General features: G+C 76.5%; 26 protein-coding genes, 1 tRNA gene and 1 pseudogene. 13 read left to right on the top strand and 15 right to left on the bottom strand.

The genetic code is table 11. The features are described 5' to 3' along the window. Window positions 1-10 precede the first annotated feature (10 nt). The 8 genes from LO771_RS19915 to xerC all read left to right on the top strand — a co-directional run bounded on the left by LO771_RS19915 (window position 11) and on the right by xerC (window position 4,567). Window positions 11-199, top strand: coding sequence for a mobile element transfer protein (locus LO771_RS19915; RefSeq protein ID WP_230654387.1), 189 nt, complete (start codon window positions 11-13; stop codon window positions 197-199). A gap of 16 nt (window positions 200-215) precedes the next feature. Then, window positions 216-410 (top strand): hypothetical protein, encoded by a 195-nt coding sequence (locus LO771_RS19920; RefSeq protein WP_230654389.1) that lies wholly within the window; start codon window positions 216-218, stop codon window positions 408-410. Between the two features lie 17 nt (window positions 411-427). Further along, entirely contained in the window at window positions 428-745 is a 318-nt protein-coding gene (locus tag LO771_RS19925; RefSeq protein ID WP_230654391.1) for a SpdD protein, read from the top strand. Window positions 746-842: 97 nt separating this feature from the next. Next, a complete protein-coding gene (locus LO771_RS19930; protein ID WP_230654393.1) occupies window positions 843-1,394 on the top strand; it encodes a GGDEF domain-containing protein in 552 nt (183 codons plus the stop codon). Between the two features lie 96 nt (window positions 1,395-1,490). Beyond that, a complete protein-coding gene (locus LO771_RS19935) occupies window positions 1,491-1,682 on the top strand; it encodes a hypothetical protein (RefSeq protein WP_374228202.1) in 192 nt (63 codons plus the stop codon). 94 nt (window positions 1,683-1,776) lie between these two features. Beyond that, the gene (locus LO771_RS19940; protein WP_374228203.1) at window positions 1,777-3,141 is read left to right on the top strand and encodes a replication initiator; all 1,365 of its coding nucleotides are present in this window, start codon (window positions 1,777-1,779) and stop codon (window positions 3,139-3,141) included. After that, window positions 3,138-3,344 carry an excisionase family DNA-binding protein gene (locus LO771_RS19945; RefSeq protein ID WP_230654394.1) on the top strand — a complete coding sequence of 69 codons (207 nt, stop codon included), beginning with the start codon at window positions 3,138-3,140 and terminating at the stop codon, window positions 3,342-3,344. The genes LO771_RS19940 and LO771_RS19945 overlap by 4 nt, the downstream gene beginning before the upstream one ends. Then, complete coding sequence (gene xerC / locus LO771_RS19950) at window positions 3,332-4,567, top strand: tyrosine-type recombinase/integrase (RefSeq protein WP_230654396.1); 1,236 nt, start codon at window positions 3,332-3,334, stop codon at window positions 4,565-4,567. The genes LO771_RS19945 and xerC overlap by 13 nt, the downstream gene beginning before the upstream one ends. A 78-nt stretch (window positions 4,568-4,645) precedes the next feature. On the opposite strand, the gene LO771_RS19955 is transcribed toward xerC, so the two are convergent. The 5 genes from LO771_RS19955 to LO771_RS19975 all read right to left on the bottom strand — a co-directional run bounded on the left by LO771_RS19955 (window position 4,646) and on the right by LO771_RS19975 (window position 9,960). Beyond that, a tRNA-Pro gene (locus LO771_RS19955) sits at window positions 4,646-4,719 on the bottom strand. A gap of 144 nt (window positions 4,720-4,863) precedes the next feature. After that, window positions 4,864-6,135: an MFS transporter gene (locus LO771_RS19960; RefSeq protein WP_230654398.1), complete on the bottom strand. Its 1,272-nt coding sequence runs from the start codon at window positions 6,133-6,135 to the stop codon at window positions 4,864-4,866. Window positions 6,136-6,648: 513 nt separating this feature from the next. Further along, window positions 6,649-7,512, bottom strand: a complete 864-nt coding sequence (locus LO771_RS19965) for an acyl-CoA thioesterase II (RefSeq protein ID WP_230654399.1) — start codon at window positions 7,510-7,512, stop codon at window positions 6,649-6,651. Window positions 7,513-7,962: 450 nt separating this feature from the next. Continuing rightward, window positions 7,963-9,162, bottom strand: a complete 1,200-nt coding sequence (locus LO771_RS31120; protein ID WP_308188951.1) for a transglycosylase family protein — start codon at window positions 9,160-9,162, stop codon at window positions 7,963-7,965. A gap of 309 nt (window positions 9,163-9,471) precedes the next feature. After that, window positions 9,472-9,960 carry a GNAT family N-acetyltransferase gene (locus LO771_RS19975; RefSeq protein WP_230654401.1) on the bottom strand — a complete coding sequence of 163 codons (489 nt, stop codon included), beginning with the start codon at window positions 9,958-9,960 and terminating at the stop codon, window positions 9,472-9,474. Between the two features lie 164 nt (window positions 9,961-10,124). Here LO771_RS19975 and LO771_RS19980 point away from each other — a divergent pair. Both LO771_RS19980 and LO771_RS19985 read left to right on the top strand, forming a co-directional pair. Beyond that, window positions 10,125-10,280 (top strand): annotated as a pseudogene (locus LO771_RS19980) (IS5/IS1182 family transposase); the annotation flags it as partial. Between the two features lie 43 nt (window positions 10,281-10,323). Continuing rightward, complete coding sequence (locus tag LO771_RS19985; RefSeq protein ID WP_308188952.1) at window positions 10,324-10,689, top strand: hypothetical protein; 366 nt, start codon at window positions 10,324-10,326, stop codon at window positions 10,687-10,689. A gap of 59 nt (window positions 10,690-10,748) precedes the next feature. Here the strand turns inward: LO771_RS19985 and LO771_RS31125 are convergent, their stop codons facing one another. Beyond that, window positions 10,749-11,492 (bottom strand): transglycosylase family protein, encoded by a 744-nt coding sequence (locus LO771_RS31125; RefSeq protein WP_304944844.1) that lies wholly within the window; start codon window positions 11,490-11,492, stop codon window positions 10,749-10,751. Window positions 11,493-12,084: 592 nt separating this feature from the next. Between LO771_RS31125 and LO771_RS20000 the strand changes: the two genes are divergently transcribed. Together LO771_RS20000 and LO771_RS20005 are read left to right on the top strand one after the other, a co-directional pair. Beyond that, entirely contained in the window at window positions 12,085-12,927 is an 843-nt protein-coding gene (locus tag LO771_RS20000; RefSeq protein ID WP_230654403.1) for a hypothetical protein, read from the top strand. A gap of 387 nt (window positions 12,928-13,314) precedes the next feature. Further along, entirely contained in the window at window positions 13,315-13,683 is a 369-nt protein-coding gene (locus LO771_RS20005; protein WP_230654405.1) for a hypothetical protein, read from the top strand. Window positions 13,684-13,807: 124 nt separating this feature from the next. Here LO771_RS20005 and der read toward each other — a convergent pair whose 3' ends face one another. The 5 genes from der to LO771_RS20030 all read right to left on the bottom strand — a co-directional run bounded on the left by der (window position 13,808) and on the right by LO771_RS20030 (window position 19,601). Beyond that, the gene (der, locus tag LO771_RS20010; RefSeq protein WP_230654407.1) at window positions 13,808-15,280 is read right to left on the bottom strand and encodes a ribosome biogenesis GTPase Der; all 1,473 of its coding nucleotides are present in this window, start codon (window positions 15,278-15,280) and stop codon (window positions 13,808-13,810) included. A 99-nt stretch (window positions 15,281-15,379) separates the two neighbouring features. Further along, window positions 15,380-15,979 (bottom strand): 1-acyl-sn-glycerol-3-phosphate acyltransferase, encoded by a 600-nt coding sequence (locus tag LO771_RS20015; RefSeq protein ID WP_230654454.1) that lies wholly within the window; start codon window positions 15,977-15,979, stop codon window positions 15,380-15,382. A gap of 128 nt (window positions 15,980-16,107) precedes the next feature. Beyond that, window positions 16,108-16,827: a (d)CMP kinase gene (gene cmk, locus LO771_RS20020; RefSeq protein ID WP_230654409.1), complete on the bottom strand. Its 720-nt coding sequence runs from the start codon at window positions 16,825-16,827 to the stop codon at window positions 16,108-16,110. 220 nt (window positions 16,828-17,047) lie between these two features. Next, the gene (locus tag LO771_RS20025) at window positions 17,048-18,133 is read right to left on the bottom strand and encodes a prephenate dehydrogenase (RefSeq protein ID WP_230654412.1); all 1,086 of its coding nucleotides are present in this window, start codon (window positions 18,131-18,133) and stop codon (window positions 17,048-17,050) included. A gap of 454 nt (window positions 18,134-18,587) precedes the next feature. Then, entirely contained in the window at window positions 18,588-19,601 is a 1,014-nt protein-coding gene (locus LO771_RS20030; RefSeq protein ID WP_230654413.1) for an ADP-ribosylglycohydrolase family protein, read from the bottom strand. Window positions 19,602-19,799: 198 nt separating this feature from the next. Here LO771_RS20030 and LO771_RS20035 point away from each other — a divergent pair, with 198 nt between their 5' ends. Continuing rightward, window positions 19,800-20,162: a DUF952 domain-containing protein gene (locus LO771_RS20035; protein ID WP_230654415.1), complete on the top strand. Its 363-nt coding sequence runs from the start codon at window positions 19,800-19,802 to the stop codon at window positions 20,160-20,162. Between the two features lie 117 nt (window positions 20,163-20,279). On the opposite strand, the gene LO771_RS20040 is transcribed toward LO771_RS20035, so the two are convergent. From LO771_RS20040 to LO771_RS20055, 4 genes are all read right to left on the bottom strand, one after another. Further along, window positions 20,280-21,260 carry a helix-turn-helix domain-containing protein gene (locus tag LO771_RS20040; protein WP_230654417.1) on the bottom strand — a complete coding sequence of 327 codons (981 nt, stop codon included), beginning with the start codon at window positions 21,258-21,260 and terminating at the stop codon, window positions 20,280-20,282. A 174-nt stretch (window positions 21,261-21,434) separates the two neighbouring features. Further along, window positions 21,435-22,691: a pseudouridine synthase gene (locus LO771_RS20045; protein WP_230654419.1), complete on the bottom strand. Its 1,257-nt coding sequence runs from the start codon at window positions 22,689-22,691 to the stop codon at window positions 21,435-21,437. A 48-nt stretch (window positions 22,692-22,739) separates the two neighbouring features. Then, window positions 22,740-23,321: an SMC-Scp complex subunit ScpB gene (gene scpB, locus LO771_RS20050; RefSeq protein WP_230654456.1), complete on the bottom strand. Its 582-nt coding sequence runs from the start codon at window positions 23,319-23,321 to the stop codon at window positions 22,740-22,742. Window positions 23,322-23,902: 581 nt separating this feature from the next. Next, window positions 23,903-24,991: a segregation/condensation protein A gene (locus tag LO771_RS20055; RefSeq protein WP_308188953.1), complete on the bottom strand. Its 1,089-nt coding sequence runs from the start codon at window positions 24,989-24,991 to the stop codon at window positions 23,903-23,905. Window positions 24,992-25,062: the final 71 nt, after the last annotated feature.

A 25,062-nucleotide genomic window follows, 5' to 3' on the forward strand; every position in this document is an offset into this window, starting at 1 on the left:
AGGTCACGCCATGCCCCCGATCCGCCCCCGCAACGTGCTCCGCATCGGCCCCGTCCAGGTCGCCACCTACTACGACAGCCGCGGCCGGACCAAGCACACCGCCGCCTGCACCGCCCCCCGCTGCGGCTTCTCCACCGACTACGACAGCCGCGCCGCCGCCGAACTCGCCGCCCGCACCCACCGCTGCCCCGCCCGCTGAACAGGAGCCCCCTGCCATGACCGTCACCCTCCCCCTGGTCGCCGTCCTCGGCGCCATCGCCTGGGCCGCCATCAAGTTCCTCGGCATCCGCCTGTGGGTCGCCGCCGCCATCGCCCTGTTCGGCTTCTACCTCGCCCACACCTGGATCGCCCCCGCCATCGACCACACCACCCGCACCGGCGTCGACGCCGTCACCACCAACGCCAAGTGACCCAAGGAGGCCCCGCCATGCTCCGCCCCCGCCTGCCCGCACCCGCACCCACCCCGGCCCCGGTCCACCTGATCACCAGCGCCCAGCACACCGCACAGGCCCCCGCCTGCACCTGCCAGCACACCCCCGCCGCCCCCGTGCCGACCGCCCCCGCCCGGCGCCCCCTCGCCCCCTGCCTCGCGGCCGGAGCCGCCGCCGTCGGCGCCGTTGTCGCCCTCGCCACCGTCCTGACCGCGCTGCTGCTCGCCGTCGCCGTCACCGCCGCCTCGGTCGCCGTCTGCGCCGTCGTCCTGCGCCAGCTCCTCGGCCCGGCCCCCCGCCGCCGCCGCCGCTGAAAGCCGGTCCCCGGGGCGGCAGCGAGCCGCCAAGCATCCCGCCGCCACGGAGACCTCGACCCCTGCCCGCACCGCCGCCCGGAAAGGACCCTCCCGCATGGACCTCGCCCCGCTCCTCGCCGCCGCCGGCGTCCCGCTGCTCGGCTGGACCACCCACGGCACCGTCCTCGCCCACCGCCTGGCCGCCGCCCGCCGCGACCCGCTCACCGGCCTGCACACCCGCGACGGCTTCACCGCCCGCGCCGACCACCTCATCCGCACCCACCCCGCCCGGACCACCGTGCTCCTGGTCGACCTGGACGACTTCAAGCACACCAACGACACCCACGGCCACCCGGCCGGGGACGCCGTCCTGACCGCCGCCGCCCGGCGCCTCGTTGGGTGGACCGGCCGGGCCGGTGTCGCCGCCCGCCTCGGGGGCGACGAGTTCGCCGCCGCCGTCCTGGACGGATCCGGACGCCTGGGCGAGCTGCACCGGGTGCTGCACGAGCCCGTCCCGCACGCCGGGGGCTGGCTGCCGCTGTCCGCCTCAATCGGCGCCGCGGCCGTGGCGGACCTGCCGGTGCCCACGCTGAGCGACGCGCTCACCGCGGCCGACGCCGCCATGTACGCGGCCAAGCCCTCCGGACGCAGCTCGCGCCGCCGCTGAAAGCCGGTCCCCGGGGCGGCAACGAGCCGCCAAGCATCCCGCCGCCCCGGGGACCTCAACCCCCTGCCAGACCCGAGAGCCCGCAAGGAGACCCCCATGATGCCCCAGCACGCCCCCGCCCCGGCCCGCCGCTGCCCGCACTGCGACGGCCACGCCACCGCCGCCATCACCACCGGCCCCCGCGACCCCTCCGGCACCCTGCCGACGCTCACCGTCGCCTGCCCGGCCTGCCACGGCACCGGCACCGCCCCCCGGACCCGCCCGGCCCGCGCGACCGCCACCCACTGACCCGCCCGGCCCGGCCCTGCGATTGCTCCGGGGCCGGGCCGGCCCCCTCCCCTCCCCGCTTCCCCGCGCCCTCGGACAGGAGGACCGCCCTCGCATGCCCGCCACCACCCCGCCACCGGTCGCCGACCTGGTCTCCATCGCCGCCCTCGGCACCATGCCCGCCCTGCTCCGCCAGCTCCAGGGCCTCGGCGGCTGCACTCACCCCGTCCGCCTCGACGGCCACCGCACCGAGATCCACCCCGCCACCGGCGAAGTCCTGCACCACCTCACCTCCACCGCCCTGCCCGCCGGCCACCTCCTCATCCGCTGCGGCAACCGCCGCACCACCCGCTGCCCGGCCTGCGCCGAGACCTACCGCCGCGACACCTACCACCTGATCACCGCAGGCCTGCGCGGCGGCAAGGGCACCCCCGACCACGTCGCCACCCACCCGCGGGTCTTCGCCACCTTCACCGCCCCCTCCTTCGGCCCGGTCCACAACCGCCCCACCGGCCCAGCCGGGCAGATCCGCCCCTGCCGCTGCGGGGTACTGCATGGCGAGGATGCGGCTGAGCTCGGCACGCCTCTCGACCCCGCCACCTACGACTACCGCGGCGCGGTGCTCTGGAACGCCCATGCCGGGAAGATCTGGGCCCGCTTCGGGATCTACCTGCGCCGCGAGGTCGCCAAGCGCGCCGGGCTCACTCAGCGCGCCTTCAAGGACCACGCCCGGGTCTCCTTCGCCAAGGTCGCCGAGTACCAGCGCCGCGGCCTGGTCCACTTCCACGCCGTCATCCGCCTCGACGGTCCCGACGGCGGCCACACCCCACCACCCGGCTGGGCCACCCCGGACCTGCTCGCCGACGCCATCCGCGCCGCCTCTGCTGCCGCCCGCATCCCCGGCCCCACCGTCGACGGGCGGGAGTATGCCTTCACCTTCGGCCGCCAGCTCGACATCCGCGCCATCCGCACCGCCGACCTCGACGGCGGCACCGACCTCACCGAACGCACTGTGGCCGCCTACATCGCCAAATACGCCACCAAGGGCGCCGAGACCGCCACCGGCACCCTCGACCGCCCCGTCCGCCTGATCGCCGAGCTGGCGCACCTCGACCTCACCGACCACGCCCGCCGCATGATCCGCACCTGCTGGGACCTCGGCGCCCGCCCCGACCTCCAAGACCTCCGGCTCCGCGCCTGGGCCCACATGCTCGGCTTCCGCGGCCACTTCTCCACCAAGACCCGCCGCTACTCCACCACCCTCGGCGCCCTCCGAGACGCCCGCGCCGCCTGGCGCCGCGCCCAGGCCCTCGCCACCCTCGTCGGCACCCGCCCGGACCTCACCGGCGCCCAGGAGGAGGAGACCACCCTCGTCCTCGCCCACTGGGCCTTCGCCGGCACCGGCCTCACCCCCGGCGAGACCTGGCTCACCCAAGCCCTCACCCCCGCACCCGGAACGGAAGGAGAACCCACCCCGTGACCGCCGTCGTGATCGAACGGAAGTGGCACACCATGGCCGAGGTCGCCGACATGCTCGGCTTCGGCCTGTCCAAGACGAAGATGCTCGTCCTCACCGGGCAGATCCGCTCGGTGAAGATCGGCCGCAACCGCCGCATCCTGCCCGCCTGGGTGGACGAGTACGTCGCCCGCTGTGCGGCCGAGGCCGAGGAGTGGTCGGCATGAGCGGCAAGCGAGGCAACGGGGAGGGCTCGATCTACCCCTACCGCAACGGCTTCGCCGCCTACGTGTGGGTGACCAAGCCGGACGGCAAGCGGGGCCGCAAGTACGTCTACGGCAAGACCCGCGCCGAGGTCCACGAGAAGTGGGTGAAGCTCCACGCGGCGGCGAAGGCCGGTCCTGTGGCCACCAGCGTCCCCACCCTCGGGCAGTACCTGCAGTACTGGATGCGCGAGGTGATCACCCCGGCCCGCAAGCCGCTGACGGTGGCCACCTACGAGACGCTGGTGCGTCTGTACATCGTCCCGTACCTGGGCGCGAAGCGGCTGGACAGGCTGTCCGTGCAGGACGTGCGGGCCTGGCTCAACACCGTCCAACGCACCTGCCAGTGCTGCGCCCAGGGCAAGGACGCGCGGCGGGACGAAGGCTCCCGCCGCTGCTGCGCCGTCGGCCGGTGCTGCCGGAGCACGCCGTCGCCCCGGACGGTCCGGGGAGCCCGCGCGGTCCTGCGCAGCGCTCTGGGCAACGCGATGACGGAGGAGGTCATCTCCAGGAACCCCGCTCAGCTGATCAAGCTCTCCACGCCCCGCCGCAGCACACCGGACCCCTGGTCGGTCGAGGAGGCCAGACGGTTCCTGGAGGCGGCCAAGGCGGCGCGCGACCCGCTGTTCCCCGCCTACGTCCTGATCCTCGTCCTGGGCCTGCGCAAGGGCGAGGTCCTGGGACTCACCTGGGACGACGTGAACCTCGACGCCGGGGAGCTGCGCATCCGCCGGCAGCTCCAGCGGGTCGGCGGCCGCCTCCTCCACGCGGAGACCAAGACGGAGGGCTCCGCGGACGTGCTGCCGCTGCCGGCCGTCTGCGTCGACGCCCTCACCGCGCGAGCGGAGGCCCAGGAGCGGGCCCGGGCCGCGGCCGGTGAGCTGTGGACCGACTCGCGGTTCGTCTTCACCACCCGCTACGGCACCCCGGTCGAACCGCGGAACTTCAACCGGGAGTTCGCCCGGCGCTGCGAGCGGGCCGGCGTGCGCCGCATCCGGGTCCACGACACCCGGCACACCTGCGGCTCCCTGCTGGCGGCCCTGGACGTGCACCCGCGGATCGCGATGCAGATCCTCCGCCACTCGCAGATCGCCGTCACGATGGAGGTCTACACCCACGTGCCCGCCGAGAGCACCCGCAAGGCCCTGCGGAAGCTCGGCAGCACGCTCGGGGACCTCGGCCCCTGACCCCCGTTGCTGTACTTCGCTGCTGTACGCAGCACAAAGCCCCGACCAGATCGCTCTGGTCGGGGCTTCCGACTTGCGTCGGGACGACAGGATTTGAACCTGCGACCCCTTGACCCCCAGTCAAGTGCGCTACCAAGCTGCGCCACGTCCCGAGGCCTCGCTGCTTTCGGCCTTGCGGCTTCCGGCTTTGCGGCCCGTCCCCGGTGTCCCGGCGACGAGGAAAACAATACAGCACGTCGGGGGGTGCTCGCTGCCGGGTTGCGGGTGGGGCGGGCGTGGCGTGGCTGGTCAGGGGTTCAGGGGGTGGGGCGGCGGGCGTCGTAGCGGGCGAAGGACGGGTAGCGGGCGGTGAGCGCGAGGATGGCGGCGACACAGGCCAGGCCGCCGCTGACGACCGAGAACGCCGTGGTGGTGAGGGCGGCGACGGTGCCCGACTCGAAGTCGCCCAGCCGGGGGCCGCCCGCCACGACGACGATGAAGATCCCCTGGAGCCGTCCGCGCATGTCGTCGGGGGCGGCCGCCTGCATGATCGTGTTGCGGAAGATCATGCTGACGGTGTCGGCGCAGCCCGCGGCGGCGAGCAGGAGCAGGCCGAGCCAGAGGTTGCGGACCAGGCCGAAGCCGGCGATGGCGAGGCCCCAGGCGGCGACGGCGGCGATCACGGCGAGTCCGTGGCGGTGGACGCGGCCGACCCAGCCGGAGAAGAGGGCCCCGGCGAGGGCGCCCACCGCAGGCGCCGAGACCAGCAGCCCGACGGTGCGGGCGTCGCCGCCGTAGAAGCCCGCGGCGATGGCGGGGAAGAGGGCCCTCGGCATGCCGAAGATCATGGCGGCGAGGTCGGCCAGGAAGCTGGTGCGCAGGTTGGGGCGGTCGCGGAGGAAGCGGAGCCCGTCCAGGACGGAGGCGCGGCCCTTGCGGGCTCCCTCGGGGCGCATGGAGGGCAGCCGCCACATGGCGTAGAGGGTGGCGCTGAAGGCGAGGGCGTCGACGAGGTAGGCCGACTGGTAGCCCCAGACGCCGATGAGGACGCCGCCGAGCATGGGGCCGACGGTGAGCCCGAGGTTCATCGAGACGGTGGCCAGGGCGTTGGCGGCGGGGAGCTGCTCAGCGGGCACCAGGCGGGGCACCATCGAGCTCCGGGCCGGGGAGCTCAGGGCGAAGAAGACTGCCTGGAGGGCGACGGCCGCGTACAGGACCGCGACCTGGCGCAGTCCGAGGGCCGCCTGGGCGGCGAGGACGGCGGAGACCGCCGCCAGGCCGGCGGCGCCGACCAGGCCGAGCCTGCGGCGGTCCACGCTGTCGGCGACGGCGCCTCCGTACAGCCCGAAGACGACGAGCGGGACGAGGGAGAAGAGCCCGACCAGTCCGGTGGCGAAGCTGGAGCCGGTGAGGGCGTAGACCTGGACGGAGACCGCGACGGCGGTCATCTGCTGGCCTATCGAGGACACGGTCTGGCCGAACCAGACCCGGCGGTAGTGCGGGCTGGTGCGCAGCGGGGTGACGTCGGCGAGGACGCTGCGGGCGGCGCGGCGCAGCCGGCCCGGTGGGGCGGGGTGGGGAGGGAGCACGGGAGGACCGGGCGGCACTGTCGGACCGGTAGCGGCGGCGGTGGCGACCGGGGCGGCGGTGGCGGGGTCCGGCGGCGGTTCCGAGGCTGCGGACGGTGCGGCGGGACGGGGGGCGGGCGGTGTGGACACGGGGTCTCGTCCTTGCGGCAGGGGGGCAGGGGGCGGGACTGCGCGGAGTGTGGGTTTGCGGGGTCGGGGCGAGAGGAGGCGGGAGGGTGCCGAGAAGCGGCGCGGGGACCGGCGGGCGCGGGGGGGGGCGGAGGCGGGGTCCGGGGGTGGAGGCGGGCCGGGCCGCCGGGGCGGTGGAGCGGGCCGGCGCGGGCCGCCCGCGGTGGGGCGCCCCGCGCCGGGACGGATGGCCCCGTCTCCGAGGGGTGTTCTGCGGCCCGGCCGGGGGCGTCGACGCTTTCGGGGTGCGCCGCGCCGGGGCGGTCACCCGGGGGCCGGGAGGGGGTCCGGGCACCGGGAGGGGGTCCGGGGGCCGGGAGGGGGTCCGGGCCGGGGCGGGCCCCGTCAGCCGCGGGCGACGGGCCGGAAGAGGCCCTCCTGCATCACGGAGACGACGAGCCGCCCCTGCCGGTCGAAGATCTGGCCCCGGGCGAGCCCGCGGGCGCCGGTGGCGACCGGGGACTCCTGCTGGTAGAGCAGCCACTCGTCGGCGCGGAACGGGCGGTGGAACCACATGGCGTGGTCGAGGGAGGCCATGTCGAAGGTGCGGGGGCCCCAGAGGGGCTCGACGGGGGCCCGCACCGAGTCGAGGAGCGTCATGTCGCTGGCGTAGGTGAGGGCGCAGACCTGGATCAGCGGGTCGTCGGGGAGCCTGCCGTTGGTGCGCAGCCAGACGCTGCTGCGGGGCTCGACGCCGACGAGCTCCTCCTTGGTCCAGCGGAGGCGTTCGACGTAGCGGATGTCGAAGGGCTGCCGGCGGCTGATGAAGGGCGGCCGCTCGCCGATGCGCGCGCTGACCTCGTCGAGGGCGCTGGGCAGGCTCTCGGGGTCGGGCACGTCGGGCATGGCGTCCTGGTGTTCGAACGCGGCGGGCTCGGGGAGGTGGAAGTCCGCCGTGAGCGCGAAGATGCTGCGGCCCTTCTGGATGCCGAGGACGCGCCGGGTGGTGAACGACCTGCCGTCGCGGATCCGGTCCACCTGGTAGACGATCGGCACGCCGGGCAGGCCCGGGCGCAGGAAGTAGGCGTGCAGGGAGTGGACGGGGCGCCCGGCGTCCACGGTGCGTCCTGCGGCCACCAGCGCCTGGCCGGCGACCTGGCCGCCGAAGGTGCGCTGCAGCTCCTCCTCGGGGCTGCGGCCTCGGAAGATGTTGAGCTCGATCTGCTCAAGATCGAGCAGGTCGACGAGGTGGTCGACGGGGCTGCCCATGTCTGTGCTTCCTCTCCGTGGACGGCAGTGCCGTGGCGGGGTCTCCGGCCGGCTCGCGCTGCCTCTCCGCTGAGGGAAAGTCTGCGCCGGTCTGCGGCATTCCCCGGCATCGGGCCGGAGCGGGGCGGCGCGGCGGGTGGGAGGACACGGCGCCGCGGCGGTGTTCAGGGGACGCCGGTCGGGAGCGCTGCCGACCAGGAGACGGAACGGCGGACGGCGGGGAGCCGGGCCGGAGGCGCGGGCACCAGGACGCGGGGGGCGCCCTCCAGGCGGCTCCGCCGTGGCCGTCCGGGCCCCGGGGACGGTGCCGGCACGGCCGCGAGGGCTGTCCGGGCGGCGGTACCGGCGGATCCGGACGGCGGTAACGGCGGGGCCCGGCGGCGTCACCGGCGGGGCAGGGCTGTCGGTCCCGGCAGGGCAGGTCCGCCGGGCGCACGGGCGGCCCGCCGATCACAGGGCGGGCCACGCCGGCGCGGGCGGCGTGGCGGTTTCCGGGACGGGCCGTTCCCCTGCGCCGGGGTACGGGACGGGTTGCGGTACCTGTCCGGCCGCCGCCGTGCCCGGGTCGGGCTCCGGGGGCCTCCCGTGCCACGGGCCCGTTCCCGGGTCCGGCCCGTGCCCCGGGTACGGGCCTGTACCGGGGCGGGGATGGCGTCCGGGGCGGTGGCCGTGTCCGGGGTGCGGCTCCCGGCCGGGGTGCGGGCCGCGTCCGGGACGCCGGTCCGGGCGCGGGTGGAGGACCGGGGGCGGGAGGACGCCGGGGTCCTGCGGGTCGGACGGGGACCCGGGGTCCGGCGACGGCTCCGGGACGGGACCCGGAAAGGGGTCGAGGAGCCCGAGCCGGCGGGCGCAGGCCGGCCAGGCCGGCCAGCCCTGGAGGCGGAAGATCTCCTGCCCCACGGTGATCTGCTCCTCGCGGACGGCGAGGTCGGGGCGGCGGGCGAAGCGCAGGCCGCCTGCCCACCGCCAGGTGCCCAGCAGGATCTGGAGGCCGCCGTAGAAGCCGTTTCCGGTGTTGGAACGCCAGTTTCCGCTGCTCTCGCACGCGGCGAGGCGGTCCCAGACCGGATCGTCGAGCGCGGGTGCGGCGGGGGCGGCCGCAGCGGCGGGCGTCGCCGCGAGGACCGCGGCCGCGACGGCTGCGGTGGCGGAGGCAGCGACGGTGACGGCGGTGGCGGCAGCGGTGCAGGGCGCCGCGACGATCGAGCGGAAAGTCCTATGAGCACACTGGGTCGACGCTACGGCCGCCCTGCGCGACGGCGGGCTGCCCCGGCGCCCGCCACGCCGCGGGGTTCCACCGGTCGGCGCAGGAGCGCGGAGGGCGGCGCCTCGGACTGCACGACCACGGGCCGGTGCCGTCCTCGGGTCCGGATCCGGACCGGAGGACGGCACCGGGCGAACGGGCGGCACCGGAGGACGGCACCGGGTGGGGAGGCGGCTCCGGACGGTACGGCGGACGGCGGACAGGCAGGCAGGCAGGACTGCGGGAGCGCCCGGCCCGCGCCCGCACGGCCGCACGGCCTGCACGACGGCGCACCGTGCGGGGATCAGCGCCCGGCCTGCACCCGCATGCCCTCGCAGCGGCCCGGGAGCGCCGGGCGGGGCCCGATGGGTACCGAAGGGGCGTGCCGGGCGCTGCGCGCCGGGCACGGGGCGGCCGGTCGCGAAACCGGCGCGCGGGGGTCGGACGAGGAGCGTCCGTCCTGCGGGGTATGCAGCCTGCGGCAGAGCACTGCCGGCCTTCTCTGCCCTGCCCTGCCCAGGCCCCGTGGCCGGTGGCCGGTGGCCGTCATCTGTCGTCGTCGGCCGGCCCCGGACGGCCCGCAGACGGCTCGGGGCCGGGACTCAGTTGACCTCGGCGCGGGCTGAACGCGGTGACGTCCACCTCGGAACCGCAGCAGAAGAGGCACCCGCCGTTCCCGGAGCCGGCCACCACCCAAGGATGAACCAGGCGACCCCTCAGGGCAGAACGCTCTTCTGCGTCAGGTCGAGTTCGCCGACTCGCTGATCCCCGATCATCTCCCCGGTCGGCCGGAAGCCGAGCCTCAGGTAGAAGCCTTCAGGCCCTCCCCCACCCGGGTACCAGGAAGTCGTCAGCCGGGTGCCGCCGCGGCGACGGGCCTCTGCCACAACGGACCGGACCGCGAATCGGCCGTATCCGCGCCCCTGCTCTCCGGCTGCGATGTTGAGGCGCCAGAGGCCGGAGCCAAGGCCGGTGCCACGGTCGTCACCGGTGAGGCCGGCGTCGAAGAACGCCATGAGGAATCCGACCGGCCGGTCGCCGTCAAGGATGAGCCGCGGCCAGGCAACGTCAGGGTGCACATACGCTTCCGCAAGCGACTTGACGACCGGAGCGACCAGATGCTCCTGGTCCGGACGCACCTTCAACCCGATTGCGGCGTCGAAGTTGTCGGGGCTGACGGTCTCCAAACGGAGCATGCTCCTCATGCGGGAACGGTATACAGGCGGGTCAATCGGTTTTCGGCGGAGCGAGCCGTTTCCCGCTTGGCTGACCGGGTGGCGGGTCGGCGTGGGGACGGTGTCCGGGAAGAGGTGCAGCTCCCGGTGGACGGGTTGTCGCCCGGGAGCGACCTGTCCAGTGGGAGCTTCGCGTGCTTGTCCACCCGTCGGGGATCGATCTGTCCAGCCCGGCTCCGCGGTACCTCTCCCGTCTGGTGACCGCCCGACGCCGGGAGCGGGGTACGCGGTGGCTCTGGCTCCCCGCGGACCGGCAGGCCCTGCTCGTCCTGGCCCGTCTACGGCGCGGCCGCGCCCCCGGCCTCCGCCCGGGAGGGACCCCCGGCACCCGCCTTGGCCCGCCACATCGAGGACCGCTGGTACAAGACCGGGACCGGACCCGACGGCAGGCCCCACAGGGTCAGGGCCGACCGCTACGGAACCGGCGTGCGCCACCGCGTCCGGCACAAGCGGCACGCTGCGGCCCGGCAGGACGGGATGCACGCGCTGAGGCACTTCTGCGCCTCCGTGCTGCTGGACGCAGGGGAGAGCACCGAAGCCCTCGGCGCGCACCTCGGACACGCCGACCCCGGGTTCACGCCGCGGATCCGCACCCCTCTCGTGCCGCACGGCCAGGAACGTGCCGGGCGAGCCGTGGATGCCCCCTTCGTGGGGGCCGCCGAGGGCTCCGGCGGCCCGCAGGCGGCCCCGGCGGCATGAGCCGGGCCCCCTCCCAGCAGAACACCGCTGGTAGGGGGCCCTGGCGCCCTGCATGAGGGTCAGACCGAGAGCTTCTGCCCCGGGTAGATCAGGTTCGGGTTGCCGCCGATGACGCCGCGGTTCTCCAGGTACAGCTTCTGCCAGCCGATGCCGTACCGGTCGGCGATGCGGCCCAGGGTGTCGCCGGCCCGGACGGTGTAGTGGCGCCCGGAGGCGTTGACCGGGGAGGTCCCGGCCGAGGAGCCGCCGGTGTGGCGCCGGCTCTGCACCGCACCCGCCGAGGAGTGGTGCGAGGAGTGCTTCCAGGACCGGTGCCAGGTGCTGCGGTGCTCCGAGCGGCTGCTGCGCGAGCCCGCGGAGACGTCGACCCGGGCGGCGGCGCCGCCGCTGCTCAGGCCGGCCCGGGGGCCGCAGACCGGCCAGGCGCCGGGGCCCTGGCTGGCGAGGACCTTCTCCGCGACGGCGATCTGCGCGCCGCGGCTCGCGTTGTCGGCGGTGGAGGCGTACGCGGTGCCGCCGTAAGCGGCCCACGTGCTGCGGGTGAACTGCAGGCCGCCGTAGAAGCCGTTGCCGGTGTTGATGCTCCAGTTGCCGCCGCTCTCGCACTGCGCGACCCGGTCCCAGGTGGACGCGGAGGCGGCGGAGGCGGAGGTGGCCGTGACGAGGCCCACCGCCGGGACGGCGGCGACGGCGCCCGCGACGACGGCGGCGCGGACCCGGTTGCGGCGGACGGCCGCACCGTTCCGGTCGGCGCCCTGCCCGGCGTTCGCGGTGGCGGCGTCGGTCTCGTGACGAAGGGTCATTGCTTCCTCTCGACAGCCCCGGGTGGGCCGGTCGGCCGGTGTCCGGTGGTACCGGAACCGTCCGCCGCCTCGTCCGCTCCGGCGGCCGTGCACGTGTCGGACGTGACGCGCCGCCGCGGCCGCCCGCCACGCGCCGCCGGCCTGTCAGTCACCGGCGGCGGACACCTGACCGCCGCTCAACTGCGGCCGTCCGGTGCGCTGGAGGGCGTACCCGGGTGGTGCTCGTTGCACCGGTGACAGACCGTAGGAAAGCTTCCGTGTCGCTTTCAACCGGTTCACGGTTCTTCCAGATCACCTGACCGTTACCGGCGGTAATGATCTGTCGCGGACGGCCGATTTGCGCACTCTGTCGGCATTTTCCGATCAGGCGGTCCGCGCCGGTGTGTCCTGACGCACGCCCGGCGGCCTGTGACCTCCGACACGTTGTCGACACGGAGTGGACGGTCGTGCACGCTGCGCAGTCGGATTCCGCCGAATTCACGACTGCCCGGGGGCCTGGCCGTGACCCCCGCCACATCCGCCCGTTGGGTTAGGAGGCCGGGTGCACCCCGCATCCGGCGCCCCGATCCAGGAAACGATCCGAGGAGTCCCCGTGCCGCGCATGCTCGACGTCAGCGACGAGGTCCGCGCCGAGATCGGCGACGACGAGGCCGACCGGCTGCTGGCCGGCGGCAACGCCCCCGACACCTACGACTGCACGTCCTGCCGTACCCCGGGCGACTCGCTGCGCGAGCAGACCAGCACCGTGCTGTTCATGGGCGAGGAGACCGCCGTCCTCGCCTTCGCCCACGCCCGCTGCATCCCTTCGCAGGTCGTCCCGGTGACGGAGGAGCAGCTGCGCGGCGCCATGCGCAGCATCGGCGGCGACCGGGCCGGGGACGGCTCCCGGCTGCCCGCCGCCCCCTCCCCCGCCGCCCGGACCGCTCCGGCCGTCCCCGGCGACGGCGGCCAGGCGGAGGGCAGTCAGCCGGCGGTGCTCTCCATCACCTGCGGGCTGGTCCTGGTCGGCGACACCCCGCACGCCGCGCTGGTCGTCGAGCCGACGGTGCCCGTGGGGCGGCCGGGCAGCACCTCCGGCGAGGACGAGTTCCTGCAGCTGCTGCTGGAGCACGGCTTCGGCGAGGTGAAGGACGTGGACCGGACCCCGGAGCCGCTGGCGGGCTGGTCGGTGCTGATGGCGATGGGCCAGCTCCACGCGGTGCTCCAGCCGGGCCCGCAGGGCGGCACCGTGGCGTGGTGGCAGGCGCACCAGCCGCTGCAGGTCACCGACACGTGGCGGGCCGCGGCCAGCCGGCAGTCGCAGGTGTACATGTACGCGGCGCCGGTGGGCACCATCGGCAGCCAGCCCCGGGAGGACCTGCTGCGCCAGGCGCTGGACCGGGCCGCCGGGCAGGGCGTGCTCGCCGGGGCGGTGCTGCCGCTCGCCGGCACCTGATCCCGCAGCGACGCGGGGACGCGGGAGGGCGGGGACGCGGGAGGGCGGGGCGGCCGGGCCGGGAGGGCGGGGCGGGCGGCGACACCGCCGGCCCGGACCGGACCGGACCGGCCCGCGGCTGCCGCGGGGCGGCAGGACAGGGCGCACGGGACTCACAGGGCGCACGGGGCGGACGGAGCGCGGCCGCCGGGCGGGGACCCCGCCCGGCGGCCGCGCGCGCCTGCGGTCGGCCCGGTGCGCGGAGACCGCCGCACACCGGACCGACCGCAGGTCAACCGCCCTCAGGCCGCATCCCGGAGGCCGCGCGGTCGTTGGCCGTGTGTGCAGACCTACGACCCCTCCCCCCCCCCCACCCGGCGGCACGCCGGCGCCCATGCGATCCCCGGCATGCGGCCCGCGTACGAGGCGGAACGCCCCGTCTCCGCCACCCCCATCTACGACAGCCTCTGCGCCGAGTACCGGCGGCTGTTCCGCACCCTCCCCGGCGACCGGACCGGCGAGGAGGACATGAAGTTCACCGGGTTCGGCCTGCGGCGGTCGTACGGCAGCCGGGACGCGGAGCGGCAGCTGCCGGACCCGCCGGCCTCCGGTACGGGCTACGGCGGCGCGGGGGCGGCGGGATCGCCCTTCGCCCAGGGGCACCAGTACGGCGGCGGGTGGACCCCCGTCGGGCACATCCCCCCGTCGACGGGCCGCGGCGGGCGGCACCGGGGGATGCTCTCCCTGCCGCCGGGCCGCGCGGGCGGCCCGGCCTGACGGTTCCGGCACACGGCGGAAGGGCCCCGGCCGCTCCCCCGCGGGGGAGCGGCCGGGGCCCTTCCGTGCCTGCGCGTGCGGGCGGCTCCGGGGCCTGCGGCCCGTCGGCCGCCCGCGGCGGCGGCTACTTGCGGCGGCGCTTCTCGCGCACCCGCACCGAGATGGAGATCGGCGTGCCGGCGAAGCCGAACTCCTCGCGCAGCCGGCGCTCGACGAAGCGCCGGTAGCCGGCCTCGAGGAAGCCGGAGGCGAAGAGGACGAACCGCGGCGGCCGGGTGCCGGCCTGGGTGCCGAAGAGGATGCGCGGCTGCTTGCCGCCCCGGATGGGGTGCGGGTGGGCGGCGACCAGCTCGCCGAGGAAGGAGTTCAGCCTGCCGGTCGGCACGCGGGTCTCCCAGCCCTCCAGCGCGGTCTCGATCGCCGGGACCAGCTTCTCCATGTGGCGGCCGGTGCGGGCGGAGACGTTGACCCGCGGCGCCCACTTGACCTGGACGAGGTCCTTCTCGATCTCCCGCTCCAGGTAGTAGCGGCGCTCCTCGTCGAGCAGGTCCCACTTGTTGTAGGCGATGACGACCGCGCGCCCGGCCTCCACCGCCATGGAGATGATGCGGGTGTCCTGCTCGGCGAGGGTCTCGCTGGCGTCGATGAGGATGACGGCGACCTCGGCCTTCTCCAGGGCGGAGGCGGTGCGCAGCGAGGCGTAGAAGTCGGCGCCCTCGGTGAGGTGGACGCGGCGGCGGATGCCGGCGGTGTCGACGAACTTCCAGGTCCTGCCGCCGAGCTCGATCAGCTCGTCGACCGGGTCGCGGGTGGTGCCGGCGACCTCGTTGACGACGACCCGGTCCTCGCCGGCGACCTTGTTGAGGAGGCTGGACTTGCCGACGTTGGGCCGGCCCAGCAGCGCGACGCGGCGCGGGCCGCCCAGCGGGGTGCCGAAGGTCTGCGGCGGGGCCTCGGGGAGGGCCGCCATGACGGCGTCCAGGAGGTCGCCGGAGCCGCGGCCGTGGAGGGCGGAGACCGGGTGGGGCTCGCCGAGGCCGAGCGACCAGAGCATGGCGGCGTCGGCCTCGGTGGAGGGGCCGTCGACCTTGTTGGCGCAGAGCACGACGGGCTTGCCGGACCGGCGCAGCAGCTTGACGAGGGCCTCGTCGGTGTCGGTGGGGCCGACGGTGGCGTCGACGACGAAGAGGACCGCGTCGGCGCTCTCGATGCCGTACTCGGCCTGGGCGGCGACGGCGGCGTCGATGCCGAGGACGTCGGCCTCCCAGCCGCCGGTGTCGACGAGCTTGAAGCGGCGGCCGGCCCAGGACGCCTCGTAGGTGACGCGGTCGCGGGTGACGCCGGGGCGGTCCTCGACGACGGCCTCGCGGCGGCCGATGATCCGGTTCACCAGGGTCGACTTGCCGACGTTGGGGCGGCCGACGACGGCGAGCACCGGGAGCGGGCCGTGGGAGGCCGCGGCGAGGTCGCCGTCGACGTCCTCGGCGTCGAAGCCCTCCTCGGCGGCCAGTTCCATGAACTCGGCGTACTCCGCCGGGTCCAGCTCACCGTGCTCGAAGGCGCCCGCCTCCGAAGCGGCGGTGTTCTCGTTGCTCATGTCCAGTGCCGTCTTTCGTCCGTCGGTCCGGCCCGGGGGCCGGGGGTCGCGCCGCGGGTGTCGCGGCGCAGAAGGTCTGGGGGCGCGGAGGGCCGGGGGTCAGCGGCCGGTCAGCTCCCGCGCCTGCGCGAGGTGCCCGGCCAGCCGGGTCTGCAGCCGCTCGGAGGCCTCCAGCATGGCCCTGCGGGTGCGCAGCCGCGAGCCGTCGGAGGCGTCGAAGGGGTCGCCGAAGACCACGTCGATGCGGCCCCGCAGCGGCGGCAGGGCGCCCAGGGTGCGGCCGCGGTCGCCGGTGCCGAGGACCGCCACCGGGACCACCGGCGCCCCGGAGCGCAGCGCGAGGTACGCGAGGCCGCCCTGGACCTGCGCGAAGTCGGCGTCGCCGCGGGTGCCCTCGGGGAAGACGCCCAGGACGCCGCCGTCGGCGAGGACCTGCAGAGCGGTGGTGATCGCCGTCCGGTCGGCGCTGGCGCGCCGCACCGGGATCTGCCCGACGCCGCGCAGGACCGCGCCGACCGGGCCGGTGAACATCTCCTCCTTGACGAGGAAGTGCGTGGGCCGCGGGGACATCCCCATCAGCAGCGGGCCGTCGACCAGGTTGGCGTGGTTGGCGGCCAGGATCACCGGCCCGGAGGCCGGGACGCGCCAGGCGCCGAGCACCCGCACCCGCCAGCCCGCGCGGGCCAGGCCGATGCCGATGCGGCGGCCGACGGCGGCGCCGCGCGCGGTGGGGCGCTGCGGTGCGGCGGCGGTGCGGGCCGGGGGCGCGGCGGCGGGGCGGCCCGCAGGAGCGGGCCGCCGGGTGTCCGTACGGGTTCCGGTGGCGCTCACCCGGCGGCCGCCGGGCGGGGCGCGCGGGCCTCGACCAGGTCGACGACGTGGTCGATGACCTGCTCCAGGGTCATGTCGCTGGTGTCCACCGCGACCGCGTCGTCGGCCTTGGCCAGCGGGGCGGTCGTGCGGCTGGAGTCGGCGGCGTCGCGGCGGCCGAGGTCCGCGGCCATGGCGGCGATGGTGGCCTCGTCGACGCCCTTGGCGCGCAGCTCGGCGGCGCGGCGGGCGGAGCGGGCCTCCTCGGAGGCGGTGAGGAAGATCTTGACGGTGGCGCGGGGGAAGACGACGGTGCCCATGTCGCGGCCCTCGGCGACGATGCCGCGCTCGGCGGCCCCGGCGGAGGTGCGCTGCAGCTCCACCAGGCGGGAGCGGACCTCGGGCACGGCCGCGACCGCGGAGACCCGGGAGGTGACCTCGGGGCCGCGGATCGGGCCGGAGACGTCGCGGCCGTCCACGGTGATGGTGGGGCCGGCGGCGTCGGTGCCGGAGACGATCACGGGCTTGGTGCAGGCGGTGGCGACCGCGTCGGCGTCGTCGACGTCGACCTCGTTGGCCAGCATCCACCAGGTCATGGCCCGGTACATGGCGCCGGTGTCCAGGAAGCTCAGCCCGAGGCGGGCGGCCACGGCACGCGAGACGGTGGACTTGCCCGAACCCGAGGGTCCGTCGATGGCGACGACGACCGGGGCGCTCGCTCGGCCGGCAGTTTCCACGGGGGACCTCTCTTCGGGACGTGGTGCAGGGGTTTCGGTGCGGGGGTCTCCCTCAAGGTTAGTCGACCCGCGGAGGCCGCCGGACCGGGACCGCCCGCTCCCGGCGGGACCGCGCACGGGAGGCGGGCCGGGGTGCGGACCGGGCGCCCCGGCGGCCGGGGCCGGGGACCGGTGGCGAGGGCCGGGGCCGCCGGTCGCGGGCGCGCCGGTCGCGGACCCGTCAGTCGCGGACCCGCCAGCCCCGCTCGCGCAGCGCCGCGGCGAGGCCGGTGGCGGAGGACGGGGCGACGGAGAGCTGCACCAGGCCGGCCTGCTGCCCGGTGGAGTGCTCGATGGCGACGTCCTCGATGTTGACGCCGGCCAGGCCGGCGTCGGCGAAGAGGCGGGCCAGCTCGCCGGGCTGGTCGCCGATGACGACGGCGACGGTGGCGTAGCGGGTGGGCGGGGCGCCGTGCTTGCCGGGGATGCGGGCCTGTCCGGCGTTGCCGCGCCGCATCACCTCGGCCACGGCGCGGGCGCCCTCGTCGCGCTTCGTCTCGTCGTCGGCCTGGAGGGAGCGCAGGGCGGCGACGGTCTCGCCGAGGTCGGCGGCGATGTCCTCCAGGATGTCGGCCACCATGCCCGCGTTGGCACTGAGGATGTCGACCCACATGCGGGGGTTCGAGGCGGCGATGCGGGTCACGTCGCGCACGCCCTGGCCGGAGAGGCGCACCGCGGTCTCGTCGGCGTGCTCCAGGCGGGCCGCGACGAGCGAGGAGACGAGCTGCGGGGTGTGGGAGACCAGGGCGACGGCGCGGTCGTGGGCGGTGGCGTCCATGACGACGGGCACGGCGCCGCAGAGCGCGACCAGCTCCAGGGCGGCGTTGAGGGTGTCGGTGTCGGTGTCGGGGGTGGGGGTGAGGACCCAGGGGCGGCCCTCGAAGAGGTCGGCGCGGGCGGCGAGCGGCCCGGAGACCTCGCGGCCGGCCATGGGGTGGCTGCCGATGTAGCGGGTGGTGTCCAGGCCCAGGGCGGCGATGTCGGCGCGGGGGCCGGACTTGACGCTGGCGACGTCGGTGTAGCAGCGGGCGAGGCCGCGCCGCTGGCAGTCGGCCAGCACCCGGCCGACGAGGGCGGGGGGCACGGCGACGACGGCCAGGTCGACGGGGTCCTCGGGGGCCTCCGTGGTGCCGGCGCCGAGGGACGCGGCGGTGCGGGCGGCGTCGGGGTCGGCGTCCTGGAGGTGGACGGTGATGCCGCGGGCGGCGAGGGCGAGGGCGGCGGAGGTACCGATCAGTCCGGTGCCGACGACGGCGACTGTGCGCATGGCGGTGTACGTCCCTGGGAGGCGGCTCCGGGGCCCGGGGGCTCCGGGCCCGGAAGGCGGTGGCGGGGGCGGTGGCGGGGGCGGTCCGTGCGGGTCGGCGCGGGCCGCGGGGACCATTCTGCCCGGACGGCGGCCGGCCGGGGACGGGTCGCGCAAAGGTCCGGAGGCGCGGGGGTCCGGAGGCGCCGAGGGGCCGAGGTCCGGAGGGACCGAGGTGCGGAGGCGCGGAGGTCCGGAGGGGCGCGGGCGGGACCGGCGGCCGGGCGGCTGCGCAGGCCCGCCCGGCCCCCCGGGTGCACGCGGGCGGCGTGCGGGGCCGTCGGCGGTCCCGCACGGGGCGCACGCCGGTTCGGGCCGCCCGGCATCCCGCTCCGGGCGGCCGGGCCCAGGCTAGTGACACCGCCCGCGGTGCGGGACCCGTGTCCCGTTCCGTGAGACGTCCGCGGGGCGGACGTCAGGCGCCCGTGTCCCAGAGCTCCCCGAAGGCGAGCAGCTCGTCCCGGTACTCGACGGCGTGCACCCACTCAGCGGGCCACGCGTCGGCGCCGTGGCGGGCGCCCGCGAAGGCGCCGGCGAGGCAGGCGATCGAGTCGGAGTCGCCCGAGGAGTACGCGGCGCGGCGGATCGCGGCGGGCGGGTCGTCGGGCAGCATCAGGAAGCAGAGCAGGGCGGTGGCCAGGGCCTCCTCGGCGATCCAGCCCGCACCGGTGGCCAGGCACGGGTCGGCCTCGACGTCGGGGGCCCGCAGGGCGGCCTCCAGCCGGTCCAGGACCTCCAGGCACTCGTCCCAGCCGCGGGCGGCGAAGTGCTCCGGCGAGGGGTCCTGGCTGAGGCCGTCAAGGCCGCCGAGCCAGTCGCGCCGGTACGTGCCGCGGCTCTCCCGCGCGTGGTCGCGCAGCAGGGCCGTGAGCTCGCGGGGCTCGGCGCCCTGCGCGAGCAGGTGGACGGCGTGGGCGGTGAGGTCGGAGGCGGCGAGCGCGGTGGGGTGGCCGTGGGTGAGGGCGGACTGGAGCTGGGCGGCGCCGGACCGCTGGTCGGCGGTGAGGCCGGGGACGAGGCCGAGCGGGGCGACGCGCATGTTGGCGCCGCAGCCCTTGGAGCCGGTCTGCGACGCCTCCTGCCAGGGCAGGCCGGGCCGGCTGAGCAGTCGGCAGGCCTCCATGCAGGTCGCTCCGGGGGCGCGGTTGTTCTCCGGGGAGCGCCACCAGTCCACGAACTCCTCGCGGAGGGGGGCCTCCAGCCGGCTCGGGGTGAGGGGGCCGCGCTCCAAGGCGGTGCGCAGGCCGCGGGCGAGGGCGAGCGTCATCTGGGTGTCGTCGGTGACGATCGCCGGACCGGGCAGGCGCATCCCCCGCCACGGGCCGGACTTCGCCGCGATCGACTCCATGTCGTTGAACTCCGTGGGGAATCCCATCGCGTCCCCGAGCGCGAGACCCAGCAGTGCTCCGGTGGCCGGCCGCCGTCCCATGTGCCCTCCCCTGTCGTGCGGACGGCCAGGACTACCGCACCGGGCGGCGCCGCGGCCACCGGTTTGCGGACGCGGCGCGCGGGCCGGGCGCGCGGGCCGGGCGCGCGCTCCCGCGCCGCGGCGGACGCGGCGGGCGGCGGGAGCCGGTGAGGGAGCCGGTGCGGGTGCGGCGGGGCCGCGCTCCGGTACAACAGGGGGATGATCCTGCACCTGACCCCGCTCGACGACTGGCTGGCGACGCCGGAGCGCCCCTACGCGCCCGCGTCCCTCGCCGCTGAGGGCTTCGTGCACTGCTCGCCGGACGAGCGGACGGCGCTGGCGGTGGCCAACGCGTTCTTCGCCGAGGTCCACGGCCCGCTGATGGTGCTGCTCATCGACGAGGACCGGCTGGACGCGGCGGTGCGGTGGGAGGAGCCGGACGGCCCGCCGCCGCCCGGGTCCGCCGCGGACGTGCTGTTCCCGCACGTCTACGGGGCCGTCAACCGCGGCGCCGTCGTCGGGATGCTGGAGGTGCGGCGGGGGCCGGACGGGCGCTGGGCGTCGCTGGAGGCGTGGAGCTGATCCGGCCCCGGGGGCGGCCGGGAGCCGGTCCGCGGGAGGTCTGCGGCAGGTCCGGGGCCGGTCTGCGGCCGGTCCGGGGCCGGAGCCGGCCCCGGGCGCGGCCGGGCGCGGGAGCGGTCAGAGCCAGCCGCGTTCGCGGGCGGCCATGCCCGCCTGGAAGCGGGTGGTGGCGCCCAGCTCGCGCATGAGGCCCTGCAGGCGGCGCTGGGTGGTCCGGGCGCTCCAGCCGAGGGCGCGGGCGATGGCCTCGTCGGTGAGTCCGGCCGCGAGCAGGCCGAGCAGCCGGCGGTGGTCCTCGGCCGGGCCGCCGGGGGCCGGGTCCGCCCCGTCGGCGCCGACGGCGGCGTTGAGCGGCACGGCGCGCTCCCACTCGGCCTCGAAGAGGGTGGCCAGGGCCTCCAGCAGGGAGCAGGGGTGGACGACGTAGGCGGCGTCCAGGACCCGGTTGCCGGAGCTGATGGGCAGGATGGCCATCCGGTCGTCCGCCATGATCATCTTCATCGGGAGGGCGACCCGCACCCGGGCCTCCTCGCCGTCCTCGCAGCTGATCCGGATGTCGTTGTCCAGCCGCCCCGGCCAGGCCACCGCCTCCCGGTCGTAGACGACGCGGTAGCGGATGCCGTCGCGCAGCAGGCGCCGGGCCCGCCCGAGGTTCAGCCCGGGGTTCTGGACGTACGGGGGGCGGTCGAAGCCGCGGATCTGCTCCTGGGCGGTGTCCTGCAGGTGCTCGAAGCGCTGGGATATCGCCTCGCTGCCGGTGAGGACCTCCACCGAGCGGGCCGGGTCGGTGTAGCGGGAGGCGTCGCGGAAGGCGTCCATGAGGCGGTGCATCCCGGCGCGGGCGGCGCGCAGCTCCTCCTCGCGGCGGCCGATGAGGGTGCCGATGGCGACGTCGGGGGCGACGGCGAGGTAGTGGTCGGCGCTGTCCGGCGTGCGGGTGGCCATGCCCCGCTCGGTGAGGGCGGCGAGCGAGGCGCGGGTCTGCTCCGGGGTGAGGCCGCAGCGGGCGGCCAGGGTCTCGGCGTCCGACTGCGGGGCGGCCACGAGGGCCTCGTACACCCGGCTGTCCGACTCCGGCAGGCCCAGTGAGTCGAACATCCCGCCCCTCCGTGACACCGTCGTACGTACGCCTCGGCCCGGTGGGCGGGCGCTCCGCCTCCGCCGGGACGTGGGCACCAGGGTATGCCGAACGGGGCCCGGACATGCACCGGACCCCGCCCCGCGGTCGCGGGGCGGGGTCCGGTGCGCCGCGTCACGGGCGGGGCCGGGCCGTCAGAGGCCGACCTCGCGCATCAGCTGGCCGACCTCGGGGTTGGTGAGGCGGCGCAGCCAGCCGGACTTCTGGTCGCCGAGCGCGATCGGCCCGAAGCGGGTGCGGACGAGCCGCTCCACCGGGAAGCCCGCCTCGGCGAGCATGCGCCGCACGATGTGCTTGCGGCCCTCGTGGAGGCTGACCTCGACCAGGTAGTTCTTGCCGGTGTTCTCCACCACGCGGAAGCTGTCGGCGCGGGCGAAGCCGTCCTCCAGCTCGATGCCCTCCTTGAGCCGCTTGCCGAGGTCGCGCGGGATGGGCCCGACGATGGCGGCGAGGTAGGTCTTGGTGACGCCGTACCGGGGGTGGGTGAGGCGGTGGGCCAGCTCGCCGTGGTTGGTGAGCAGGATGATGCCCTCGGTCTCGGTGTCCAGGCGGCCGACGTGGAAGAGGCGGGTCTCCCGGTTGGTGACGTAGTCGCCGAGGCACTGGCGGCCGTCGGGGTCCTCCATGGTGGAGACGACGCCGGCGGGCTTGTTGAGGGCGAAGAAGAGGTACGACTGGGTGGCGACGGTGAGGCCGTCCACCTTGATCTCGTCCTTCTCCGGGTCGACGCGGACGCCCTGCTCGCGCACGGTGCGGCCGTTGACCTCGACGCGGCCCTGGTCGATCAGCTCCTCGCAGGCGCGGCGGCTGCCCATGCCCGCGCGGGCCAGGACCTTCTGCAGCCGCTCGCCCTCGGGCTCGCCGAAGGTCTTGGGGATGACGACCCGGGGCTTGTCGTGGCGGGCGCGGACGGCGTCCTCCAGCTTGGCCTCCAGCTCGCGGGGGCGGGAGGGGCGCTGGGGCGCGCGGCCCCGGCCGCCCTGTCCGCCGCCCTGGCCCTGTCCGCCGCCCTGGCCCTGTCCGCCGCCCTGGCCCTGCGGCCTCCCGCGGCCGCCGGAGGGGCCTCCGGAGGGGCCGCCGGGGCGGCCGCCGCCGTACTCGCCGTAGGAGCGCTCCTCGGGGCGCGGCGGGCGGCCGGAGCGCTGCCCGCGCTCGTCGCGCTGGTTGCCGGCGCCGCGGTGGTTGCCCCCGCGGCCGCCGCCCTGGCCTGCCTGGCCGCCGCGGGCGCCGGAGCTCCCGCCCTGGCCGCCGCGGGCGCCCTGGCCTCCCTGGCCGCTGCGGGCGCCGGGGCTCCCGCCCTGGCCGCCGCGGCCGCCGGAGCCGCCGCTCCGGTTGCCGTATCCGCCCCGGCTGCCGCCCTGGCCGCCGCTGTTCCTGCCACTGCTACGCATTGAAAGTCCGTTGTCGATTCCGTCGTCGGCCGAGCTGCGATGTCACAGTCACGTGGTGCTGACCACGTCACTGTCGTCCTGACTGCTGTCCCGTGCGGCGGCCAAGGCCTCGGCGATCGCGGAGCCCTCCAGCGACTCCGCTTCCACGTCGTCGGCCTCGGGCAGGAAGGGCGCGAGCTCCGGCAGCTCGTCCAGGCCGCGCAGCCCCATCCGCTCCAGGAAGTAGTCGGTCGTCCGGTACAGGATGGCACCTGTCCCGGGTTCGGTGCCCGTCTCCTCCACCAGGCCACGCTGTACCAGCGTACGCATGACGCCGTCGCAGTTCACACCGCGCACGGCGGAGACCCGGGAGCGGGACACCGGCTGACGGTACGCGACGACCGCCAGGGTCTCCAGCGCGGCCTGGGTGAGGCGGGCCTGCTGGCCGTCCAGGACGAAGCGGTCGACGGCCGGGGCGCAGGAGGCGCGGCTGTAGAACCGCCAGCCCCCGGCGACCGGCCGCAGGTCGAAGCCGCGCCCCTGGGCGGTGTACTCGGCGGACAGCTCGCGCAGGGCGGCGGCGACCTCGCGGCGGGGGCGTGCGAGGACGGAAGCCAGGTGGGACTCGGTCGCGGGCTCGTCGGCGACCATGAGGACGGCTTCGAGGGCGGCGCGGAGCGGCACGGCGGCGAGGGGGTCCGGCTCCTCCTGCGGCCGCGGGCCGCCCGCCGGGGGCGCCGAAGGCGCCGGGGCCGGGGCCGGGCCGGGCGCCGGGGACTGCGGGGGGACGGCGTGCCGGCCCGGCACCGGCGGGCCGGCGGGCCCGGACGCGGCCGCCGGGCCCGGGACGGCGGCGGGCGGGGCCGACGGCAGCAGGCCGTGCACAGGCAGGTCGTGCACAGGCGGGTCGTGCGGGGGCAGGTCGTGCGGGGGCGGGGAGGCCGGCTCCGGCACGTCCGCCGCCACGCCGCCGGCCGCGGACGTGCCCGCGGACGGCCGCTCGGCGCCCGTGTGCACGGCGGTACCGGCGGCCGTGCCCGTCGCCGTCCGGACGCCGCCGTCGGGGTCCGGACCGCCGTCGTCCGGCGGGAGGTGGGCCGGCGGGAGGTGCTCGGCGGGCCGGGGCCGGCCGGGCATGCCGAGGGCGCGCCGGGCGGGCCGGGCCTCCCGGCCGGAGGGGTCCCGGCCTTCCCGGCCGTCGTGCCTGCCGTCCTGCCTGTCGTCGTCCCGGTTCATGACGGACCACCGTTCCTCGTACCGCTGCTCTGCCGTCCCCCGCCGCGCCGGCCGCCGTCCTCCCCCGGCCCGCCGTCCGCGCTCCCCGGCGGCCGGTCGAACTCGTCCGTGACCTCGACCGTGCGCCCCTCCTCGCCGACCCACCGCACCTGGAGGCGGCCCAGCGCCTCCGGCTGCTCGAAGGCCAGCACCCGCTCCCGGTAGAGCTCCAGCAGCGCCAGGAAGCGGGCGACCACGACGAGCGTGCCGTCGGCGTCGTCGACGAGTTCGGCGAAACTCGCCCCGCCCGCGGCGCGCAGCCGAGCGGCCACGAGGGCGGCCTGCTCGCGGACGCTGACCGGCGGGGTGTGGATGTGGTCGACGTACACGACCGGCTTGGGCTTCGGGGCCATGGCCCTGGCGGCGAGGCGGGCGAAGCGCTCGGGGCCGATGCTGATGACGACCTCGGGCAGCAGCGCGGCGTGGTGGGGCTCCAGGCCGACGGTGCGGGGGCGCTGCCGCTGCTCGGCGTCCCAGCGCGCGGCGAGGACGGCCGCGGCCTGCTTGTAGGCGCGGTACTGCAGCAGCCGGGCGAAGAGCAGGTCGCGGGCCTCGAGCAGGGCGAGGTCCTCCTCGTCCTCGACCTCGGCCGCGGGCAGCAGCCGGGCGGCCTTGAGGTCGAGGAGGGTCGCGGCGACGACCAGGAACTCGGTGGCCTGGTCGAGGTCCCAGTCCGGGCCCATGGCGCGGATGTGGGCGATGAACTCGTCGGTGACCCGGGAGAGGGCGACCTCGGTGACGTCCAGCCGGTGCTTGGAGATGAGGCCGAGGAGCAGGTCGAAGGGGCCCTCGAAGTTCGCCAGCCTCACCTGGAAGCCGCCCTGCCCGGACTCGGGGCCGGACTCGTGGCCGGGCCCCCGGCCGGGCTCCTGCCCGGGCGGCTCCCCGTCCGGGGCGGCGGGCGCGGGTCCGGGCACAGGTCCGGGTCCGGACGCGGCTGCGGACGCGGGCGCCCCGGCGTCGGCGGTCCGCGGGGCGGGCGCGGGCCCGGCGCCGGGGGCGGGGCGGTCCGGGTCGTGCCGGGTGGGGTCGTCGGTCGTGCGCATCGCTGTCCATGGTGCGCCCTGCGGCGGGGCGGAGTCGCCCGGCAACGCCGACGCGCGGGCCGCGGGCCCGG

This window comes from Streptacidiphilus sp. ASG 303 (assembly GCF_020991365.1).
Taxonomy (GTDB): domain Bacteria; phylum Actinomycetota; class Actinomycetes; order Streptomycetales; family Streptomycetaceae; genus Peterkaempfera.

Excerpts from the sequence above, each read along its gene's own strand:
- LO771_RS19915 (WP_230654387.1), top strand. The coding sequence starts at position 11 with ATGCCCCCGATCCGCCCCCGCAACGTGCTCCGCATCGGCCCCGTCCAG.
- LO771_RS19920 (WP_230654389.1), top strand. The coding sequence starts at position 216 with ATGACCGTCACCCTCCCCCTGGTCGCCGTCCTCGGCGCCATCGCCTGG.
- LO771_RS19925 (WP_230654391.1), top strand. The coding sequence starts at position 428 with ATGCTCCGCCCCCGCCTGCCCGCACCCGCACCCACCCCGGCCCCGGTC.
- LO771_RS19930 (WP_230654393.1), top strand. The coding sequence starts at position 843 with ATGGACCTCGCCCCGCTCCTCGCCGCCGCCGGCGTCCCGCTGCTCGGC.
- LO771_RS19935 (WP_374228202.1), top strand. The coding sequence starts at position 1,491 with ATGATGCCCCAGCACGCCCCCGCCCCGGCCCGCCGCTGCCCGCACTGC.
- LO771_RS19940 (WP_374228203.1), top strand. The coding sequence starts at position 1,777 with ATGCCCGCCACCACCCCGCCACCGGTCGCCGACCTGGTCTCCATCGCC.
- LO771_RS19965 (WP_230654399.1), bottom strand. The coding sequence starts at position 7,512 with ATGGGCAGCCCCGTCGACCACCTCGTCGACCTGCTCGATCTTGAGCAG.
- LO771_RS19975 (WP_230654401.1), bottom strand. The coding sequence starts at position 9,960 with ATGAGGAGCATGCTCCGTTTGGAGACCGTCAGCCCCGACAACTTCGAC.
- LO771_RS31125 (WP_304944844.1), bottom strand. The coding sequence starts at position 11,492 with ATGACCCTTCGTCACGAGACCGACGCCGCCACCGCGAACGCCGGGCAG.
- LO771_RS20005 (WP_230654405.1), top strand. The coding sequence starts at position 13,315 with ATGCGGCCCGCGTACGAGGCGGAACGCCCCGTCTCCGCCACCCCCATC.
- der (WP_230654407.1), bottom strand. The coding sequence starts at position 15,280 with ATGAGCAACGAGAACACCGCCGCTTCGGAGGCGGGCGCCTTCGAGCAC.
- LO771_RS20025 (WP_230654412.1), bottom strand. The coding sequence starts at position 18,133 with ATGCGCACAGTCGCCGTCGTCGGCACCGGACTGATCGGTACCTCCGCC.
- LO771_RS20030 (WP_230654413.1), bottom strand. The coding sequence starts at position 19,601 with ATGGGACGGCGGCCGGCCACCGGAGCACTGCTGGGTCTCGCGCTCGGG.
- LO771_RS20035 (WP_230654415.1), top strand. The coding sequence starts at position 19,800 with ATGATCCTGCACCTGACCCCGCTCGACGACTGGCTGGCGACGCCGGAG.
- LO771_RS20040 (WP_230654417.1), bottom strand. The coding sequence starts at position 21,260 with ATGTTCGACTCACTGGGCCTGCCGGAGTCGGACAGCCGGGTGTACGAG.
- LO771_RS20045 (WP_230654419.1), bottom strand. The coding sequence starts at position 22,691 with ATGCGTAGCAGTGGCAGGAACAGCGGCGGCCAGGGCGGCAGCCGGGGC.
- scpB (WP_230654456.1), bottom strand. The coding sequence starts at position 23,321 with ATGGTCGCCGACGAGCCCGCGACCGAGTCCCACCTGGCTTCCGTCCTC.
- LO771_RS20055 (WP_308188953.1), bottom strand. The coding sequence starts at position 24,991 with ATGCGCACGACCGACGACCCCACCCGGCACGACCCGGACCGCCCCGCC.